Annotated in this window: 17 protein-coding genes; 5 read left to right on the forward strand and 12 right to left on the reverse strand. The window is 45.6% G+C overall.

Features of this window, described 5'->3' with window-relative positions; all coding sequences use genetic code 11:
• Positions 1-31 precede the first annotated feature (31 nt).
• The 4 genes from AB1K91_RS00145 to guaB form a co-directional block, all read right to left on the reverse strand.
• Positions 32-2,128: a TRAP transporter permease gene (locus tag AB1K91_RS00145; RefSeq protein ID WP_413087318.1), complete on the reverse strand. Its 2,097-nt coding sequence runs from the start codon at positions 2,126-2,128 to the stop codon at positions 32-34.
• Complete coding sequence (locus tag AB1K91_RS00150) at positions 2,125-2,637, reverse strand: DUF1850 domain-containing protein (RefSeq protein WP_413087319.1); 513 nt, start codon at positions 2,635-2,637, stop codon at positions 2,125-2,127. Before AB1K91_RS00150 ends, AB1K91_RS00145 begins: the two co-directional genes overlap by 4 nt.
• Positions 2,638-2,704: 67 nt before the next feature.
• Positions 2,705-3,709 (reverse strand): TAXI family TRAP transporter solute-binding subunit, encoded by a 1,005-nt coding sequence (locus AB1K91_RS00155; RefSeq protein WP_413087320.1) that lies wholly within the window; start codon positions 3,707-3,709, stop codon positions 2,705-2,707.
• 163 nt (positions 3,710-3,872) lie between these two features.
• Positions 3,873-5,348 carry an IMP dehydrogenase gene (guaB, locus tag AB1K91_RS00160; RefSeq protein WP_413087321.1) on the reverse strand — a complete coding sequence of 492 codons (1,476 nt, stop codon included), beginning with the start codon at positions 5,346-5,348 and terminating at the stop codon, positions 3,873-3,875.
• Between the two features lie 135 nt (positions 5,349-5,483).
• Between guaB and AB1K91_RS00165 the strand changes: the two genes are divergently transcribed.
• The gene (locus AB1K91_RS00165) at positions 5,484-6,440 is read left to right on the forward strand and encodes a YaaC family protein (protein ID WP_413087322.1); all 957 of its coding nucleotides are present in this window, start codon (positions 5,484-5,486) and stop codon (positions 6,438-6,440) included.
• A gap of 10 nt (positions 6,441-6,450) precedes the next feature.
• Here the strand turns inward: AB1K91_RS00165 and AB1K91_RS00170 are convergent, their stop codons facing one another.
• The 8 genes from AB1K91_RS00170 to dnaA all read right to left on the reverse strand — a co-directional run bounded on the left by AB1K91_RS00170 (position 6,451) and on the right by dnaA (position 16,561).
• Entirely contained in the window at positions 6,451-7,524 is a 1,074-nt protein-coding gene (locus AB1K91_RS00170; RefSeq protein ID WP_413087323.1) for an HD-GYP domain-containing protein, read from the reverse strand.
• Between the two features lie 74 nt (positions 7,525-7,598).
• Positions 7,599-10,115 carry a DNA gyrase subunit A gene (gyrA, locus tag AB1K91_RS00175; RefSeq protein ID WP_413087324.1) on the reverse strand — a complete coding sequence of 839 codons (2,517 nt, stop codon included), beginning with the start codon at positions 10,113-10,115 and terminating at the stop codon, positions 7,599-7,601.
• Between the two features lie 39 nt (positions 10,116-10,154).
• Positions 10,155-12,083 (reverse strand): DNA topoisomerase (ATP-hydrolyzing) subunit B, encoded by a 1,929-nt coding sequence (gyrB, locus tag AB1K91_RS00180; RefSeq protein ID WP_413087325.1) that lies wholly within the window; start codon positions 12,081-12,083, stop codon positions 10,155-10,157.
• An 18-nt stretch (positions 12,084-12,101) separates the two neighbouring features.
• A complete protein-coding gene (gene remB, locus AB1K91_RS00185) occupies positions 12,102-12,347 on the reverse strand; it encodes an extracellular matrix regulator RemB (RefSeq protein WP_413087326.1) in 246 nt (81 codons plus the stop codon).
• Positions 12,347-13,471: a DNA replication/repair protein RecF gene (recF, locus tag AB1K91_RS00190; RefSeq protein ID WP_413087327.1), complete on the reverse strand. Its 1,125-nt coding sequence runs from the start codon at positions 13,469-13,471 to the stop codon at positions 12,347-12,349. The genes remB and recF overlap by 1 nt, the downstream gene beginning before the upstream one ends.
• A gap of 31 nt (positions 13,472-13,502) precedes the next feature.
• On the reverse strand, positions 13,503-13,724 hold the full coding sequence (gene yaaA / locus AB1K91_RS00195) for a S4 domain-containing protein YaaA (RefSeq protein ID WP_413087328.1): 222 nt from the start codon (positions 13,722-13,724) through the stop codon (positions 13,503-13,505).
• 157 nt (positions 13,725-13,881) lie between these two features.
• Positions 13,882-15,024: a DNA polymerase III subunit beta gene (gene dnaN, locus AB1K91_RS00200; protein ID WP_413087329.1), complete on the reverse strand. Its 1,143-nt coding sequence runs from the start codon at positions 15,022-15,024 to the stop codon at positions 13,882-13,884.
• A 187-nt stretch (positions 15,025-15,211) separates the two neighbouring features.
• The gene (gene dnaA, locus AB1K91_RS00205; protein ID WP_413087330.1) at positions 15,212-16,561 is read right to left on the reverse strand and encodes a chromosomal replication initiator protein DnaA; all 1,350 of its coding nucleotides are present in this window, start codon (positions 16,559-16,561) and stop codon (positions 15,212-15,214) included.
• A gap of 607 nt (positions 16,562-17,168) precedes the next feature.
• Between dnaA and rpmH the strand changes: the two genes are divergently transcribed.
• The 4 genes from rpmH (at position 17,169) to jag (ending at position 19,318) form a co-directional block, all read left to right on the forward strand.
• Positions 17,169-17,303 carry a 50S ribosomal protein L34 gene (gene rpmH / locus AB1K91_RS00210; protein WP_093726343.1) on the forward strand — a complete coding sequence of 45 codons (135 nt, stop codon included), beginning with the start codon at positions 17,169-17,171 and terminating at the stop codon, positions 17,301-17,303.
• Between the two features lie 188 nt (positions 17,304-17,491).
• A complete protein-coding gene (gene rnpA / locus AB1K91_RS00215; RefSeq protein ID WP_413087331.1) occupies positions 17,492-17,863 on the forward strand; it encodes a ribonuclease P protein component in 372 nt (123 codons plus the stop codon).
• A 37-nt stretch (positions 17,864-17,900) separates the two neighbouring features.
• Positions 17,901-18,677: a YidC family membrane integrase SpoIIIJ gene (gene spoIIIJ / locus AB1K91_RS00220; RefSeq protein ID WP_413087766.1), complete on the forward strand. Its 777-nt coding sequence runs from the start codon at positions 17,901-17,903 to the stop codon at positions 18,675-18,677.
• Positions 18,677-19,318, forward strand: coding sequence for an RNA-binding cell elongation regulator Jag/EloR (gene jag / locus AB1K91_RS00225; RefSeq protein WP_413087332.1), 642 nt, complete (start codon positions 18,677-18,679; stop codon positions 19,316-19,318). The genes spoIIIJ and jag overlap by 1 nt, the downstream gene beginning before the upstream one ends.
• Positions 19,319-19,437 lie beyond the last annotated feature (119 nt).

Raw genomic sequence — 19,437 nt, forward strand, 5'->3', positions numbered from 1 at the left:
AAAGCTGCCCTGATATAGGACAGCTTTCACATCAGCTTGCAACCGGCTGATTCATTTCAGAACGTTTATACATATATTGGGCAGCAATCAGCGCTGCGAAAACAACAAGACCAGCTATACTGATCCAAACTCCTGGATAAATCAAAGCTAGACCCGCAGCGATTGCAACGAGGCGTTCAGGCCAATAAAGTTTGCGGAACCAGTAACCGATCATGCCTGCTCCAATGACGATCATCCCAAGGAAGGCAGTGAGGAATATCCAAGCCACTTCCAAATAATTAGACGTGCCCACTAAAAGCAGTTCCGGCGCAAAAACAAACATGTATGGAATGATGAAGGCCGCTATGGCCAGCTTTGTAGATATAACTCCGGTAGCAATCGGTTTTCCGCCAGACATGCCGGCAGCTGCAAAAGCAGCCAATGCAACGGGCGGTGTAATATCAGCCATGATACCAAAGTAGAAAACAAACATATGCGCTGGCAAATCGTTTACGCCTAGTAGAATGATTGCCGGTGCTGCTATCGTCGACGTGATGATATAGTTGGCTGTCGTCGGCGCACCCATTCCAAGAATCAAGGAAGCTATCATCGTAAAGAACAGCGTCAGCAATAGCTGTTCATTCGCCAGGCCGACCAAACTGTTGGCAAGGCTTAGACCAAGTCCTGTTTTTGTTACGACTGCAACGATGATACCAGCTGCAGCTGTTGCTGCTATTACGCTCAGGGCAGATCTGGCACCATCGACCAGTGCTTCGATCGTCTCCATGAAGTTACGGTCAAAGAAATAGCTGACAACGACAGTTGCAAGTGCTGCTATGATTAAGCCATTCTCGATGGACATTCCGCCGGTTACAGCGCCATAGATCAAATAAGCAGCCAGTACGACTACAAATACGATCGGATACAGATGACGGTAAACTTCCTTTCTGATCAAGGCAACAAGTACACATGTGACGATTCCATATAAGGCTGCACGCATAATACTGAGCCCGGAACTTAGATAGAAAATCATCGCCAGGATAGGCAGCAGCAAATAAAGCTTACTGAGTACTTCCTTTTTATTCGGAAGCTCTTCTTTTTTGAGTCCTCTCAAACCAGTACGCTTTGCCTCAAAGTGCGTCATGATCCAAATGCCGGCAAAGTAAAGAATTGCCGGGATGATTGCTGCTTTGGCAATCGTCCAGTAGCTCACACCAATGAATTCGACCATCAAGAAGGCAGCTGCACCCATGACAGGCGGCATGATTTGGCCTCCCGTGGAAGAAGATGCTTCTACAGCACCTGCGAAGTTCTTGGAATAGCCAAGTCTTTTCATCATTGGAATGGTAAAGGATCCTGATGTAACCACATTTGCCACCGAACTTCCACTGACCGTTCCTTGCAGTGCACTTGAGAAAATGGCAACCTTAGCCGGGCCTCCGATTCTCCTCCCGGCAACAAGTAAAGCAAGATCATTGAAATATTGCCCAACTCCCGTCTTCACAAGGAATGCACCAAATAAAAGGAAGAGGAAAATATAGGTTGCCGAAACACCGATCGGCGTACCGAGCATGCCCTCTGTCGTGAAGAATAGCGAGTTTACAAGTGTATCGATGTCCACTCCAGGATGGACGATGAAATCAGGCAGCTGCCTGCCCCAGTAAGCATATGCCATGAAAAGAATGGCGATGATGACAATAGGTAGTCCAACAGTTCGTCTGGTTGCTTCCAGGACGAGCAGGACTGCTAGCGCACCAGTAGCGAAATCCAATGTCGTCATTTGTCCGCCTTGGGCAATGATGTTGTCATACATGACCGGCCAATAAGCACCGACATAAAACCCCAGGGCAGCTAAGATATAATCGTACCAGGCAATTCGTTTATCCTTGCTCTTTCGCCTTGCCGGAAATAATAAATAAATCAGGACAAGCCCAAATCCCAAGTGGACAGATCGATGTATCTGCGTTGGTACATTTCCATATGTAGCCGTATAAAGCTGGTAAATCGAGAATGCAAGTAACAGAAAAAAAACGACTGCACCCATGATGCCTGCAAGTTTCCTGAAATTCGATTCGCTATCATATTTCTCGATCAGCTGCTGTTGTTCTTGTTCCGATAATATGTCATTGTTCATCGCTTTATCGTTCATTCAAGCCGTTCTCCCTTCCATAGGTTCCATAGACTTGTGTATTCTGCTTGGATTCTGATGGAGACACCTGGTCCGATATTTTCCTGTAAAGAATAGCTATGTCCCTGATAGACCAGCTGGTGATTCGCCACCACTTCTCCTATTGTCAGGTTAAGCGCCTCCTGATAGCCTTTCATATTCCGTATATAATACTTTCCATCTTTCATTTCGAATGTCTCTCCTGGGTTGGCATCTGCTGGCATGCCAACGGCAGTATCCTCATAGACAAGCTGATACGGATATAATCTCGTCCGCTTGATTGTATACTCTTCTGTAACATCGGAACGATGAATCGAATGGGTATATCGGATACTCACATGCGCTTCATCCTCGACAGGCAAATAAGCAAGAAGCTGATCACTCTGCAGATCATTACAGGCGATTATATGCCTAAAGGGTACAAATATGTACAAAACAAGCAGTACCATGGTCATCAGACTGATCAGAAGAAGAATGATACGAATTCGCATAACCCACACACCTGCTTTTTGCAAAAAAACACCGGTAAAGAAGCTACCGGCGTTTTTTAGTATTCAATCAGGAAGAAGGCAGTTCCACTCCTGCTTCCTCCAAATAGCGCTTAGCACCTGGGTGAAATGGAATGCTTACACCATCAGCAGCTGTTTCTGCTTTGATGAACTCTGCCTTTTGATGGCCGATATCTCCTGTATTTTCATACAATGCCTTTGTCATGTTATAAACAAGTTCCTCATCCATGCCTGCTGTCGTGACAAGCATTGCATTTACAGAAACCGTTTCAACAGGCTCCTCCAAGCTGTATGTTCCAGCTTCAATCGTGTAAGGCGCGTAATAAGGCTTCTCTTCGATCAATTGACTCACTTTATCTTCATCCAGTCCGACAATCGTAACCGGAGTCGTAGCCGATAGACTCTCTACCGCTCCTGTCGGTGTACCAGCTGTAATGAATGCAGCATCGATCGTACCATCCTGCATACCAGCTGTCGATTCACCGAAATCCAGATTCTGCGCCTCGATATCATCCACAGTCAAACCGTAGATACCGAGGATATCTTCCGCACTTGCATTCGTTCCCGAACCAGGTGCACCGATTGAAACAGTCTTCCCTTTCAGATCTTCCACGGATTGAATGCCACTGTCTTCCGTAGCGACAATCTGGATCGTTTCCGGATACAAGGAACCAATGGCCTGTATATTATCTATTGCTTTGCCATCGAACATCAGCGTTCCTTCTGAGGCATAGGCAGCAATATCAGTCTGACTGAATGCAACAATATCGTCGTTGCCTTCACTCAACTTATTCATATTTTCAACAGATGCACCAGTCGATGTAGCTGTTGCTTTTACATCATCAACATTGGAATTAAGAATTTCTGCAATACTTCCTCCCAGCGGGTAATATGTACCCTCCGTTCCGCCAGTGAGCAGCGTGATGAACTGCTGTCCCCCATCGTCACCACCGGAATCCCCTGAACTGCCGGCTGTCCCCCCTCCGCAAGCACTAAGTATGAGTGCCAATAACGTCATAAGGATTACCGCAGAAAGTGATTTTTTCATCTTCATACATTCATCTCCCCCTTAAGCTATATCAATTCTCCATAACGGTAGCAAATCCTTCTTGTTATTACAATATTATTTCTATTGAAAAAAATCTGTTAATTTGTTAGATTATGTACTATAAAAAAGAAACGACGCCGATTTTGGCGTCGTCTCGAGTATGTTTGAATTAGTTGATGGAATAGTTCGGTGCTTCTTTTGTAACTTGGACATCATGCGGATGGCTTTCACGCAATCCTGCACCAGTCATCCGGATGAACTGTGTATTCTCACGGAAGTAAGCAAGGTCAGGGGCGCCACAGTAGCCCATGCTTGCACGCAAACCGCCAAGCAGCTGATGCACTGTATCAGAAAGGGCGCCTTTGTATGCGACACGGCCTTCGATGCCTTCTGGTACCAATTTTTTCGCTTCTTCTGTTTCACCTTGGAAGTAGCGGTCTTTGGAGCCGGACTTCATCGCACCGACAGAACCCATTCCGCGATACACTTTATATTGACGGCCTTGGAAGATTTCCGTTTCCCCAGGGCTTTCCGTCGTGCCTGCAAACATACTTCCGAGCATGACAGCATGTCCGCCTGCAGCAATCGCTTTGGCAATATCGCCAGAGTACTTGATTCCGCCATCAGCAATGATGGAGACACCATGCTTGTCAGCTTCGACTGCACAATCATTAACAGCAGTGATTTGCGGTACACCGACACCAGCTACGACACGCGTTGTACAGATGGATCCTGGTCCGATACCGACTTTGACTACATCGGCACCAGCCTCGATCAAAGCACGAGTACCTTCTGCAGTTGCTACATTACCTGCGATCAAATCAACCTCTGGGAATTTCTCCTTGATTGCTTTCACCTGCTCCAAAACGCCTTTTGAATGACCGTGAGCAGTATCCACAACAAGTACGTCAACACCAGCTTCGACCAATTTGCTGATACGCGTCATTGCATCACCAGTAACCCCCACAGCAGCCCCGACTAATAGGCGGCCATGTTTATCTTTGGCAGAATTAGGGAATTCAATCACTTTCTCGATATCTTTGATCGTGATCAGACCCTTCAGTACACCATTTCCATCGACAAGCGGAAGCTTTTCGATCTTATGCTTTTGAAGGATTTTCTCAGCTTCATCCAACGTAGTGCCAACAGGTGCTGTCACCAAGTCTTCCTTCGTCATGACATCGGAGATCGCGATGGAGTAATCCTGTACGAAACGAAGATCGCGATTTGTCAGGATACCGATCAACTTCTGCTCTTCTCTGTTGTTCACGATTGGCACTCCTGAAATGCGGAATTTGCCCATCAAATGCTCTGCATCGAATACTTGGTTTTCCGGGCATAAGAAGAATGGGTCCGTGATAACGCCGCTTTCCGAACGTTTGACGCGATCCACCTGCTCAGCTTGCTCTTCGATGGACATGTTTTTGTGGATGATACCAAGACCACCCTGTCTAGCCATGGCAATCGCCATGCTTGCCTCTGTTACTGTGTCCATCCCTGCACTGATCAATGGAATGTTCAAAGTGATATTTTTCGTCAATTTTGTTTGGAACTTCACATCACGTGGCAGCACTTCTGATTTTGCCGGTACAAGCAAGACATCATCAAAAGTCAAACCCTCTTTTGTAAACTTGTCTTCCCGCATGTGTATCCTCCTTTTATCATGAAATGTTTATATATGGTTAAAATACTGCTATTAAAACCTATTTCTACTTACAATACGCCAAGATGCGCGGTTTTTCAACTATATGAGCACGTAAAAATCACTGGAGGATTCTGTATGCATGATGAAAACGTATCCACCTTCTTTTCTTATCTCGAAGCAGAGGATGCAGCCCTTTCCTTTTTGCAAAACAGCTACCAATATCTTGATATTCCAGATGCAGAAACACGGAGCTATCAGAACATATCCGCTTTCCTTGCCTATCTGGAACACGGCAAGTCCTATTATTCCTATGGAAAAAAAGCCCCGTTATTGATGAAACCTGTCTTATTATTTTACGGAATGACCCATTTTATGAAAGCAAGTTTGCTCCTGACGCGCCCTGCTTATCCGGAGTCCACAGCAGATTTGGCACATGGACTCTCAACCAGGAAACGAAAGAAACGTGACTATCAGTTCAGCTTGGATGAGGTTATGCTGCAGCAGCGTGGCTTATTCCCGTATTTCTCCCGCTATGTGTGCAGACGGGCGTTCCCGACTGTCAAAAAGGTATCCATGGGAGATATGCTGCGGCTCATTCCCGAACTGCAGGATCTCCTTTCCTTACAGCAGGAAAAACAGAGCCTGATCGAAGCAAGCTGTGAGAAAGATACTATCATACTGCCGGATCGCATACTCGACGAATTCCAATATACCAAACGTCGCTTTTTGGAGTTCCTGCAATCATACTCCTACCAGGTAACAGGGCATGCCCAGCTTGCCATTCAGCTGCCAGATACCCTCTGGCAATCAGCTGGGCCGCTTTTTTTCAATCCGATAAGCCAGCAATACTATTTTGTCCAGCAAAGCCATTGGAGCGGCTTTCATGAGTGTATGGCCCATTATGCACTTTCTTACAACTTAAGCATGATATGCCGCTATGAGGCGGAATGGTGGACGGATTTACTGCATATCAATCGACGCAATGAGTATCCGCTCATTATGCGTTTTCTGGAAGTCACTGCGGATAAATTCCCTATATTGATAGGATCGTATATGCTCAAGCATTTTCAAGATATTAAAAAAGCACGCTAGTCAGCGTGCTTCAAATGATTTCTTTGATGCGTATATGCGGCATATCTTTCAAAGCTTTGACTAGCCCCGTCTTTTGTTCGCGAACCATTGGCCTTGTCGGATGATTGTTATCCGTAAAGACGACCTCTGCCATCTCCCCGGAGGATAACCTCACCTTTGTATTTTGCTGGGCATCCACAAATGCCTGGACAAAATACTGGGTCATTGCCGGATCGAAACGTTTGAATTGTTCTTCCAGGATGATATCGACCGCTTCATACGGCGATACAGCAGCTTGATAAGGGCGATCGGAAATCAGAGCGTGATATGTATCGCATATGGAAAGGAGACTGGCAAATGGATGTATCTTCTCCTTCGGCAATCGCAGCGGATAACCAGCTCCGTCTGCTCGTTCATGGTGCTGGAGGATGGCAAGCTTCGCTTTGGCAGAAAGGATGGACGCCTGCTCAACCATTCGATAAGACAAAGTGGGATGCTTTTGTACATCGATCATGTCCATGTCATTAAGTCGATGTTTCTGGGTATGGTACGGCTGTTTTAGTTTGGACATACCGCAATCAGCCAGGAATGCAGCCAGGCCGATTTGCTTTATGTCAGCTTCAGGGAAACTCGCTCTTTGCAATACAGCCGCCACAAGAACAGCTGTGCCTACTGCATGCTCTGGCAGGTAATCAGTCTGCCTCCGGTATGCAGGCAGATTGAAAACATTGCCTTCCCATTCGCTGACCTGCTCCAGGACAGGAAGAATTTGCTGTCGATGCAGCGGGACATCTAGAGCACTGCTGTACTTCCACATATTTACGTTATTTTGATAGCCTTTAACAGCTTTTTCATAGGCAGCAAGGAAATGTACTTCTGTTACCGTTTGTGGATTGCTTACAACAGGCCCATTCTCAGGAGTAAACGCATTGCCATCAGACAAATGACTGGCAACCGTCACTTCCTTCACGAGCAGCTTTTGCAAATAGAAAATATCCTTATCAGTCAGTATTTTCTTACTTTTTATGAGTGGCGTGCCGCTTTTGCCCATTACATCGGCTGTTACGATACAGCCAGCGACGAGTTGGTTGGCTGAGACGATCATATTCCGCATCCTTTCATCCAAAAAGTTATGTAAAAAAAGCATTCCCACCACTATGGGAGCGGGAATGCTTTTTATCAAACTTGTTCCGGATCGTCTGTCTCTGTTTCCACTGGTTCTTCCAGCATTTCACCAGAAACAGCTTCGATTTCTTCTTCTTGTTCTTTATCAATCCGGGCAACAGTAGCTACTGCTTCATTTTCCTGAATACGAATCAGGATGACACCTTGTGTATTCCGACCGGTGACTGAAATACTGGAAACAGGCATCCGAATCAACACACCGGAAACGGTGATGATCATAATATCTTCTTCACCAGTAACTGGTTTAGCTGCAACTATCTGACCAGTTTTATCTGTGATTTTAGATGTTAGGATCCCTTTACCGCCTCGATTCGTAATGCGATATTCCGATTCAGGTGTCCGTTTTCCGAAGCCCTTTTCGGTAACATTGAGGATATCCACGCCTTCATCGATGATATCCATCGATACAACGGAATCATCATCCCCACGCAAGGTTATCCCTTTGACACCGGCAGCTGTACGGCCCATTGGTCGAATTTGCTCCTCTGGGAAGCGGATCAGATAACCATTCTTCGTCGCGATCATGATATGTTTATGACCATCCGTCATCCGAACGGAAATCAACTCGTCATCCTCACGCAAGTTCAATGCGATAAGACCGCCCCTGCGGATATTGGCGAATTGGGAGAGCGTCGTCCGTTTGGATATACCTTGTTTTGTCGTGAACACCAAGAACCAATCATCAGCAAATTCCTTCACTGGAATCAAAGCATTGATCCATTCGCCTTTCTCGATTTCCAGCATATTGATGATCGGAATTCCTTTTGCAGTGCGGCTGAATTCAGGTACTTCATACCCTTTGGCACGATAAACTTTCCCTTTGTTCGTGAAGAACAGAATCGTATCATGCGTGCTGGTGGAGATAAGATGCTCAACGAAGTCATCTTCATTTGTCCCCATGCCTTGGATACCTCGGCCACCGCGTCCTTGACTGCGGTAAGTGGAGGAAGGCAGACGTTTGATGTATCCTTGGTGTGTCAATGTGATGACGACATTTTCTTCCGGGATGAGTGCCTCATCCTCAATGAAGTCGGTACCGCCGATAACGATTTCGGTACGGCGTTCATCACCGAAGCGTTCCTTGATTTCAGTCAATTCCTCACGAATGATTTCAAGTACTTTCTCTTCATCAGCAAGAATTGCTTTTAGCTCGGCGATAAGCTTAACCAGCTCTTGGTACTCATCTTCGATTTTGTTACGCTCCAAGCCAGTCAAGCGCTGCAGTCGCATATCAAGAATTGCTTGTGCCTGCTTGTCAGAAAGCTCGAAACGTTCCATCAAAGCATCACGGGCAATATCCGTTGTTTGGGAACCACGGATCAGGCTGATGATCTCATCCAGATTATCAAGTGCAATCCTCAATCCTTCCAGGATATGCGCTCTGGCTTCCGCTTTGCGTAAATCGAATTCCGTTCTGCGGCGGATGACGACTTGCTGATGGTCCAAATAATGTTTCAGTGTCTGTTTCAAGTTAAGGATCTGCGGTTTATCATCCACAAGGGCAAGAATATTAATCCCGAAAGATGTCTGCAGAGCTGTATGCTTGTACAAATTATTCAGGATGACATTCGGGTTCGCATCCCGACGAACTTCGATCACGACACGCATACCGTTACGGTCGGATTCATCCCGCAAATCTGTAATTCCCTCGATACGCTTATCACGGACAAGCTCGGCAATCTTCTCGACAAGTCGTGCTTTGTTCACTTGATAAGGAAGTTCCTTCACGAGGATGGTTGACTTGCCATTGTCATGCTCGATGATTTCTGTCTTTGCACGAATCGTAATCGATCCGCGGCCTGTTTCATAAGCCTTGCGGATACCGCTTCGGCCCAGGATCTGAGCTGCAGTAGGGAAGTCCGGTCCGAAGATATAATCATCCATCAATTCCTCGATCGTGATATCCGGATTTTTACTAAGGGCCAAAACCGCGTCAATTGTTTCGTTCAGGTTATGCGGCGGAATATTTGTCGCCATACCGACCGCAATACCGGAAGCGCCATTCACGAGCAGGTTCGGGAAACGGGCTGGCAATACGAGCGGCTGCTTCTCGGAGCCATCATAGTTATCGCCATAATCGATTGTATCCTTGTTGATATCGCGCAGCAGTTCCATGGAAATCTTGGACATACGTGCTTCTGTATATCGCATTGCTGCCGCTGAGTCGCCGTCCACAGAACCAAAGTTCCCGTGGCCGTCCACGAGCATATAGCGATAACTGAAATCCTGCGCCATACGAACCATCGCTTCATACACAGCGGAATCTCCGTGCGGATGGTACTTACCGATTACTTCCCCGACGATACGGGCCGATTTCTTATATGCCTTATCAGCATGCATCCCCAGATCATGCAATGCATAAAGGATTCTGCGATGAACCGGCTTCAAGCCGTCTCGCGCATCTGGCAAGGCACGCGCTACGATAACGCTCATTGCATAGTCAAGGAAGGACGTACGCATTTCCTGACTTATATCTCTTTCTTGCACACTTGGACGTAATTCATCCGCCATGCGAAAACCTCCTGTCAAATTGCCGGAACCAATCTATGGTCAAATATCTAAATTCTGCACGTTCTGTGCATTTTCTTGTATGAAATTTCGTCTCGGCTCGACTTTATCACCCATCAGGACATCAAAAATTTGGTCTGCATCGATCGCATCAGCCAAGCTTACTTGAAGCAATGTCCGATTCTCAGGATCCATAGTCGTTTCCCAAAGCTGTGCTGCATTCATTTCCCCAAGACCTTTATAACGCTGGAGTCCTGGTTTTGGTACTTTAGGAATCTCACTCATCACACGCTCTAGTTCCCGATCATTATAAGCGTAATAAGCTGATTTCCCTTGCTGTACTTTGTAGAGTGGTGGCTGTGCAATATACACAAAACCATTCTCGATCAATGGACGCATGTAACGATAGAAGAACGTCAGCAGCAATGTCCGGATGTGGGCACCATCAACATCCGCATCCGTCATGATGACCAGCTTATGGTAGCGTGCCTTGGAAATGTCGAAGTCCTCTCCGATCCCCGTTCCAAGGGCTGTGATCATGGCTCGGATTTCGTTATTGGCCAAAATCTTGTCCAATCTCGCTTTTTCCACGTTGATGATCTTTCCGCGTAAAGGCAAGATGGCTTGGAAATGCCGGTCGCGTCCCTGTTTCGCTGAACCACCGGCAGAGTCTCCCTCTACGACGTACAATTCACTAATGGAAGCATCCTTGGAAGAACAGTCAGCCAGTTTACCCGGCAAGCTGCTCACTTCGAGTGCACCCTTACGTCGTGTCAGCTCGCGCGCACGTTTAGCCGCGATCCGGGCCCGGGATGCCATCAGCCCTTTTTCAACAACGATCCGGGCTGTATCTGGATTTTCGAATAAGAATTTGGAAAATAGCTCTGTAAATGCCGCATCCGTTACTTGACGGGCTTCACTATTACCGAGTTTTGTTTTCGTCTGCCCTTCGAACTGCGGATCCGGATGCTTGATGGATATGATAGCAGTCAAACCTTCCCGTACATCATCGCCGGAGAGGTTCGGATCGTTTTCTTTGAACATATTGTTCTTGCGGGCATAGTCGTTGATCACACGTGTCAGGCCGGATTTGAAACCAGCTTCATGCGTTCCGCCTTCATACGTGTGGATATTATTTGCAAAAGAGTAGATACTGCTTGTGTACCCGTCATTGTATTGCAAAGCGATTTCTACAGTGATTTCAGAGTCTGTATTCTCTGCATAAAACGGTTCGTGCAATACTTCCTTGGAGCGGTTGAGATGCTCCACATAAGAACGGATACCGCCCTCGTAATGGAAGGTGATGCGCTCTGGGTTTTCTTCACGCTTATCTTCAAGGCTGATTGCCAATCCTTTGTTCAGGAAGGCAAGCTCCCGGATTCGGACAAGCAAAGTCTCTTTGTTATATGCAGTCGTTTCCGTGAAAATCTCCGGATCCGGCTTGAAATGTGTGATCGTACCCGTTCTGTCGGATTCACCAGTAATTTTGAGATCTCCTTGCGGAACACCGCGCTCAAAGCTCTGTTCATGGATCTTGCCATCACGGTGGACTGTTACATCCAGATGTGTGGACAAAGCGTTCACGACTGATGCACCTACTCCGTGCAAACCACCGGATACCTTATAGCCTCCGCCGCCGAACTTACCGCCAGCGTGCAGGACGGTCATGATGACCTCGACTGCCGGTCGGCCGGTCTTCTCATGGGTACCTACGGGGATACCGCGTCCATTATCTTCCACAGTGATGCTGTTATCTTCTTCGATGATCACTTTGATATGGTCACAATACCCTGCAAGTGCCTCATCGATACTATTATCAACAATCTCCCATACAAGGTGGTGCAGACCGCGTTCACTTGTAGACCCGATATACATTCCAGGACGTTTACGAACTGCTTCCAGCCCTTCAAGTACCTGTATCTGATCTGCATCATACAACTGTTCTTCAGGCATTTTATCTTCCATTGCCATTTCAATCACCTGCATTCTTTATAGGTTATCTTCTTCTATCATTCTCGGAACCGATGTATCTGCCCTTTTCTTCAATGTTTGCACTGATAACGGACTTGAATAGATCAGATCAGTGGTGACAATGATAGATTTAGCCGATGCATCTTCCGCTTCATCGTTTTCTGCCAGAGTGGGATCGACTGTTTTAGCCGCTTGTCCATATTCCAGGATAGCCACAACCTCTTCAGCCCTGACGATATTATTCCAACCGATCGAAATGAACATCAGACTCCTCCTGATTCACTCACAAGCTTCCCTGATTTTATCGTGAACAGTTCTGCCTGTTTCAATGTTTCATGCTGTATTCCTGATACATTCGTCGTCGAGACAAAGGTCTGGACTTTTCCTTGTATCGTCTCGAGCAAGTGGGACTGTCTGCTGTCATCGAGTTCACTCAAGACATCATCCAGCAAAAGAATCGGATAGTCTCCGACTTCACTGAAGATCAACTCGATCTCGGCAAGCTTCAGCGACAAAGCCGTCGTACGCTGCTGCCCCTGTGAACCGAAAGCCTGAACATCTTTCCCATTCACGTAAAAAGACAGGTCATCGCGATGGGGGCCTGCTAGTGTTGTCCCTCTTTCCACTTCACGCGTCCGTAATTCAGAGAATTTCTCCTCATAAGCTATTCTCAGCGTTTCCCTATCGGATTCTTCTGATACGTGCAGATTGGAAAGATATTCTATATCAAGTGTCTCCAGTCCCGTCGTGATTCCCTTATGGATGGGCTGTGCCCATTTACGGAGCAATCCGAGGAAGAGGAAACGTTTCTCTAAAATGATGGCAGCATGCTCGATCAGCTGCTCCGTCAGCACGTCAAGCATGGTCGGATCAGCTTGGCGCCGCTGGAGAAGCTTCAGCAAATGATTCCGCTGCTTCAATACTTTTTGATATTGTCCAAGATGGTGGATGTAGACTGGCTGAATCTGGCCGATCTCCATATCAATAAAACGCCTGCGAATCTGCGGACTGCCTTTCACCAAGTTCAGATCCTCAGGAGCGAACATGACGACATTGAGCGCCCCGATATAATCACTTAGGCGTTTTTGTTCCAAATGATTCAGTTTTGCTTTCTTCCCCTTGGACGATAAAACGATTTCGAGCGGAAATCGCTGTTTCCGCTTCAGGATGTTCCCTTCTATTTTAGCATAATCTTGGTCCCATTGGATAAGTTCTTTATCTTTGGGTGTCCGATGCGATTTGGAAAAGGCAAGCACGTAGATGGCCTCCATCAAATTCGTCTTGCCCTGTGCATTTTCCCCGATGATCACGTTCACTTTATCGTCGAATTGCAGCTGCAGCTTATCGTAATTCCGATAATGCGTAAGCGTTAGCTCTTGGATATGCATGCTCAGGTCCTTTCTGTATCCGGCAAGCTAGCTATGCCTTTTTGACAACGAATGCCTCGGATGTCGCCGGCAGTTCGACACGATCATCCGGATAAATCTTTCTGCCGCGTCTGTTTTCTACCTCGCCATTTACCAGCACCGGGTAATCTGCCAGATACAGTTTGACCATTCCGCCGCTTTCGACAGCATTCACTAACTTCAGAAATTTCCCAAGCTGGATGTATTCCGTGTTGATTAGAATTTCTTCGTTCATTTCCGCTCTCCTTACTTTATATTGCCTTCTTATTAGTTTACTAAAGTATCCACAACTTTGAAAGTTAAATTCATTATGCCCCGCAGGCCAAGCCTTCATGTTGCACACAGAAAAAAGCACCGCCGTCAGGCAGTGCCTTTATCCACATGTGCATAACTCAGTATGTCCGAACTGGCGTGATCAACTGCAGCAAGTCCTCATCGTCGGTAGGACGGATAAGGAATGGACGCATGGCACCTGTGAATTCTATTTTCACTTGTTCACTTTCGATGACCTTGAGTGCATCCATCATATATTTCGCACTGAAACTGATGCGTAATTCTTCTCCCGAGATTTCCTGAACAGTCACTTCTTCCACAACGCGTCCAACCTCAGGGGAGTTAGAACTGATTTCCAGCTGACCGGAATCCTGGGTTATTAGTTTCACGACATTATTTCTGTTTTCCTTCGCCAAAAGGGAAGCCCGATCGATGGAACGAAGCAATTCTTTCGTGTCGATTCGAAGCGATGTCTTGCTTTCTGTTGGAATTAAACGGGATGTATCCGGATAGTTTCCTTCCAGCAGACGGGATAGGAAATATAAATGCTTCGTACGGAACAAGATTTGATTGTTGGTGATCCGGATTTCGACAGGATCCTGATTTTCATCAAGGATTTTGTTCAATTCCGTTAAACTTTTCCCTGGAATGACAACATTTTGGAATCCCAATGCAGCTTCATTTGTCGAAACAGGGATCTGACGGGATGCCAAACGATGACTGTCTGTCGCAACAAAATGCAGCTGGTCATCCTGGACACGAACATTCACACCAGTAAGCAAAGGGCGGGTTTCCTGCGTCGATACAGCAAAAACCGTTTCTTTGATGACATTTTTCAACAAATCAGCTGGAAGTTCAAAGCTATCTTCACTGTGAAGCTTTGGCAACTGTGGATATTCATCAGCATCCTGACCATTTAATTTGAATTCCGCACTACCGGAACGAATGGTTACGTTCAATTGTGCGTCAGATTCGATTTCCACCGCATTCATCGGAACTTTGCGGACGATTTCGGGAAAATATTTCGCTTGCAATACGATACTTCCTGGTTCGATCTGTTCTACATAGACAATGCCGTCTTCTTCTTTTGGTATGAAAGATTCAATGGAAATATCGGAATCACTTCCTGTCAGCGTAATTCCATCTTCTTTTGCTTCAATTTTCATTCCTGTCAAAATCGGTATAGCTGTTCTGGATGAGATTGCTTTGACAACATCCTGAATACTTGCTAAGAGCCGGTCACGTTGTATGACAAATTTCATGATAATTGCGTTCCTCCTATGGGGGTTCTTCTTATTAATTATTATTTATAAAAATACAGTAGCAGTAATAGGGCTTGTGATTATGTGGATAAGTATGAAAAAGCCCAGTAATGACAACAAAAATACCCTGTGGATAATTTGTGAATAAAAAAAGCATTTATGCACGATTATCAACAGGGTCCAATCGTCAGAAAGATTTGAGTCTCTCTTTTATCTCATCGATATCACGCTGCAATTCTTCATCCTGACTTAACAGTTTGGAGATTTTCTCATGTGCATGGATAACGGTTGTATGGTCTCTGCCGCCGAATTCCTCACCAATTTTCGGTAAAGAGAAATCAGTCAGTTCCCTGGAGAGGAACATGGCGATTTGACGAGGGAAAGCAATTGCCTTCGTTCGTTTCTTCGCACTGAATTCTTCCAAGCGGACATTGTAGCGCTCACCGACTTGCTCCTGGATTGCATGAATCGTAATCACCTTCGGCTTCGAGCTAGGAATGATATTTTTGAGTGCATCTGCTGCTAGGGAAGCGTCAATATCCGAGTTGATAAGTGATGAATAAGCAACTACACGTATAAGGGCACCTTCCAGCTCTCGGATATTGGTATCTATTTGATTGGCAATGTACAGCATGACCTCGTTCGGTATATCCAAACCTTCCGCCTTCGCTTTTTTACGGAGGATGGCTATCCGTGTTTCCAGATCCGGAGGAGTGATATCGGTGATCAATCCCCACTCAAAACGGGAGCGCAGCCGATCTTCCAGTGTCGGTATTTCTTTGGGCGGGCGGTCACTGGATATGATGATTTGCTTATTTTCTTCGTGCAGCGCATTGAATGTATGGAAGAATTCCTCTTGCGTTTGTTCTTTTCCGGCTAGGAACTGAATATCATCTATGAGCAGGACGTCGATATTACGGTATTTTGCCCGAAATTCCGCAGTTTTGTTATCCCTGATAGCATTGATGAATTCGTTGGTGAACTTCTCGGAAGATAAGTAAACTACCTTTGCATTTGGATTGTGATCCGATACATAATGGCCGATTCCATGCATCAAGTGGGTTTTACCAAGCCCAACGCCTCCATAGATGAATAACGGGTTATATGCTTTGGCAGGTGCTTCTGCAACAGCTAGGGAAGCAGCATGCGCAAATCGGTTACCCGAGCCGATCACGAATGTATCAAACGTGTATTTGCTATTCAGCATGCTTTTTGGTGATTCAATCAGCGTATCATTCGCAGCCGGTTTTTGAGGCTTCGGCTGGCGGATGACTTCTTCTTCTTGCTGAAATTCCGGAATGATGAACTTTGTCTGCAGCCGATTGCCGGTTACTTCGTAAAGTGTATCCCCGATCAAGGAGGAGTAGCTACTTTCGAGCCAATCCCTGGCGAATTCGTTGGGTGCTTTGATTATTAATGTATCTTCTTCGAGTGCATAAGCTTGGGTATTTTTCAGCCAAGTATCGAAGCTCGGCTTACTGATACGTTTTTCGATTGCTTGTAAGGTTGTTTTCCATAAATCTTGAATGTTGTCCAACAGGCATCCCCCTTTCTGAAAAAAATGAAAGAAGCAGTCACTTTCAATTAAGGAACTGCATCATGGTAGGTATTAAAAGGCCTTTTCGGGACATGCGAAAAAAAATTAGGCATGCAAAAAGGCCGTGCACATAATTATATGGATGTGGATAATGAATCCGCATAATATAGGTGATGGAACGACTTTTTCAGTTGTCCACTCATCTGTTGATAACTGCATCTACAAGTCTGTGAATAGATGTCCACAGCTTATCCACAATCTGTGGATAATGGAGTTTTGCAACAGGTTTATCCAATTAGTAAAACACAGATATGATAACAGAATAATCCTAGTCTTGCAATGCTCAATCGACACTTATCCACAAATGCCGGCGTTTGTAGACAAAAAATATCCACAGCGTGCAATTATGTGTGTAAGTTGTCGAAAACCTGTGTGGAAAAAGTTATGCACAGGTTTACTAGATTAACATGGGTTGTGGATAAAAGGAAGATACTATATAGAAAAATGATAGGTTGACATGTCTGCTCACTTTTACGTATAATGTTCAAGACTGTCTATGACCTTTCGCTATATTTTTTTATATATCCTCGAGGGAGGTGTTTTATATATGAAACGTACATTCCAACCTAATAACCGTAAAAGAAAAAAAGTACACGGCTTCCGTGAGCGTATGAGCACTAAAAACGGACGTAAAGTTCTAGCTCGTCGTCGTCGTAAAGGAAGAAAAGTATTGTCTGCATAAGGCCACTTACGTATGTAGTGGTCTTTTTGACTTTATATACTGATCTGTGGAACAGACGCAGCTTGATAGCTGTGCTTTTACAAAGAGTGGAGAAGGAGAATAAACTAAAAGCTTAAATGCCGCGTTTATTCTCCTTCTTTCAAATTGAATACTATTCTCGCAAATAGGCATGCTCGAGGGGACCCTCCATGAAGAAAGAATATCGAATCAAAAAGAATGAAGCATTTCAGGAAGTGTTCCAAAAGGGGAGCTCTTTTGCTAACCGCCAGCTCGTTCTATATTATAAGAAGCAGGAAACAGCGGATGCGCATTTCCGCATCGGGCTGTCCGTCAGCAAGAAACTTGGAAACGCTGTTATGCGGAATAAGATAAAGCGCTATTTGAGACAAGCTTTCCATGAACTGGATGAGCAGGTTGTCAAAGGATATGATTTTATCGTCATCGCCAGGCAGCCGGCCAAGGACATGGCTTATCAGGAACTGAAAAAGAGCTTGATCCACGTGCTTTGGAAATCACATCTGCTGAAACAGCCAAATAGAAAAAATAAAGAGAAGCAATAGGGAAAGTTTTATGCAAGGAAGTTAAGGAGGAAACATGGTGCGTAAAAAAGGTTTATTAGTATTGGCACTCGTGCTGCTCGTCGCTGCCTTGGCAGGCTGTGCGCCGAATACCGATCCAATCACTTCTGAAAGTACCGGGTTTTGGAATCAATATTTCATTTACCCGCTATCTTGGCTGATCACGTATTTTGCTAACTTGACAGGAGAAAACTTCGGTCTTGGGATCATCATCGTTACAGTGATCATCCGTTTGATTTTGCTGCCATTGAACATCAAGCAGCTGAGAAGTTCAAAAGCAATGCAGGAAGTTCAGCCTGAATTAAAAGCATTGCAGCAAAAATACAGCTCCAAAGATGCGAACACGCAGCAAAAGCTGCAACAGGAAACAATGCAGCTCTTCCAGCGTCATGGTGTAAACCCGCTGGCAGGATGTCTGCCGATCATCGTGCAGATGCCGATTTTGCTGGCATTCTATCAGGCGATCAGCCGTACGGAAGCCATCAAGGAGCATAACTTCCTTTGGGTACAGCTTGGAAACCCGGATCCATATTTCATCTTGCCTCTCGTAGCAGGTTTGGCAACATTCCTGCAGCAAAAGCTGATGATGGCAGGAAACCAGACAATGGCTGCGAATCCGCAGATGACAATGATGCTTTACATCATGCCAGTCATGATTACTGTATTCGCACTATTCCTCCCATCTGCTTTGGCATTGTACTGGGTAGTCGGTAACATCTTCATGGTGGCACAGACATTGCTCATCAATAAGCCGATGATGGCGAAGAACAAAGCTCAAGCAGACAGCAAGAAATAATGAAGCAGCTGACTGCTCGTGGTAAAACCGTAGAAGAAGCGATTCAATCGGCGTTACAGCAGTTGCGCGTTTCGAAGGAAGAAGTCGAAGTAGCTGTCATCGATGAAGGAAGCAAAGGTTTTCTCAATCTGTTCGGTGCCAAACCGGCAGTTGTCAGAGTTGAAGTAAAGCAGACAGACAATGTACAAGCAGCAAAAGAGTATTTGGAAAGTGTCATCCGCCACTTGCATCCTGGTGCAAAGGTGGAGATCAGCTCAGTTAAGAAAAAGCATATGATGTTTGCGATTAGCGGGGATAATCTCGGCATGTTGATTGGAAAAAGAGGACAGACGTTAAATGCGCTGGAAGTGCTTGTCGAACAATTTCTTCATCAGCTAAAAGCATATCACTTCACCGTTACCGTCGATGCGGAAGGATATCGGTCAAGAAGACGGGAAACGCTTGAGATGCTAGCTGTCCAAGCAGCCAGCAAGGCATTGGCGCTGCATAAGGCTATTCCTCTGGATCCAATGCCGGCTAGCGAACGGAAAATCATTCATGCAGCAGTTCAGAAACAAAAGGGTGTTGAAACGGATTCGAAAGGGAAGGAACCGAATCGTTTTATCGTCATCCAACCAGTAAAGGAAAAGTCTTGGCAATGATGCCAAGACTTTTTTTATACCTTCTATTCACATGTGGATAACTGCTCTCTATCAGCAAGTGCTAATTTTTAATGTGGATATCTTTCTTTTTGATCGCCAGCGTGCTATTCTTATAAGTT

It is taken from the genome of Terribacillus jepli, from assembly GCF_047228925.1.
In the GTDB taxonomy this organism is placed as follows: Bacteria; Bacillota; Bacilli; order Bacillales; family Amphibacillaceae; genus Terribacillus.